Source organism: Veillonella sp. 3627 (assembly GCF_003992195.1).
Lineage (GTDB): Bacteria > Bacillota > Negativicutes > Veillonellales > Veillonellaceae > F0422.
Map to the genome: position 1 here is coordinate 1 of NZ_RQVG01000024.1, position 824 is coordinate 824.

1 pseudogene is annotated in these 824 nt (G+C 37.6%); it reads right to left on the minus strand.

The features are described from left to right. Positions 1 to 824 (minus strand): annotated as a pseudogene (locus EO114_RS07950) (hypothetical protein); the annotation flags it as partial.

Below are 824 nucleotides of genomic sequence, written 5' to 3' on the forward strand. Positions count from 1 at the left end.
CCAGATGTTACATTTCCTAATTGTGTAGGATCTGTAGTTTTCTTATTTGGTTCAGCATCTGTATTTTTAACATTTGGGTTCACCAAAGAAGAGGTTAATGGAGTATCTGTAATATTAACTTCAGAAATTGGTTGTCCATCTTCACCAACAGGCACTCCATTTTCATTGATTTTTGTAGCTGGCTTACCATTGGAATCCAATGGTTGACCTTGTTCATTAACTTTGTAGTATTTATCTCCAATTTTGGATACTGGTGTACCATCTGCTGTTGTGTATGTCACAGGCAAGCCTGTTACATTATACGTTACATTGCTTGTTGTACCATCATCAGATGTTGTTACAACCGCTGTTGTATTTAAACCGTTCACGAAGTTTACTGTATCAAATGGTTTTACGAAGTCTTTTGCAGTGCCATTGTTTTGTAAATTCCAACCTGCGTTCAATACGTCAGATACTGTGGCTGCATTGTTGCCCACGAAGTTAGGATTTGGTTTGCCATCTTTTGTTGTTGGTTTCAACAAGTCCGCTGCTTCTTCTGCTGTCAATGGAGCTTTGTTAATATTTGCTACATTACCTGTATCTGGTTTATCTGTTCCATCAGGATTTGTTACTTTTTTATCAGCATCATTCACTGCCGGAATGTTGTTTTTAACATTGCTTAAGGATGTTGGACTTGTGGTTCCTTTTGGTCCATTGATAGTCGTTTTTACTGGACCTGTTACATCCTCTCCTTTTCCATCTGGTTTGGTATTGAAGATTTGGTTACCATCTTTATCTGTTTTACCAGTTGGATACACTTGTTTACCATCTTTATCTGTGTACAC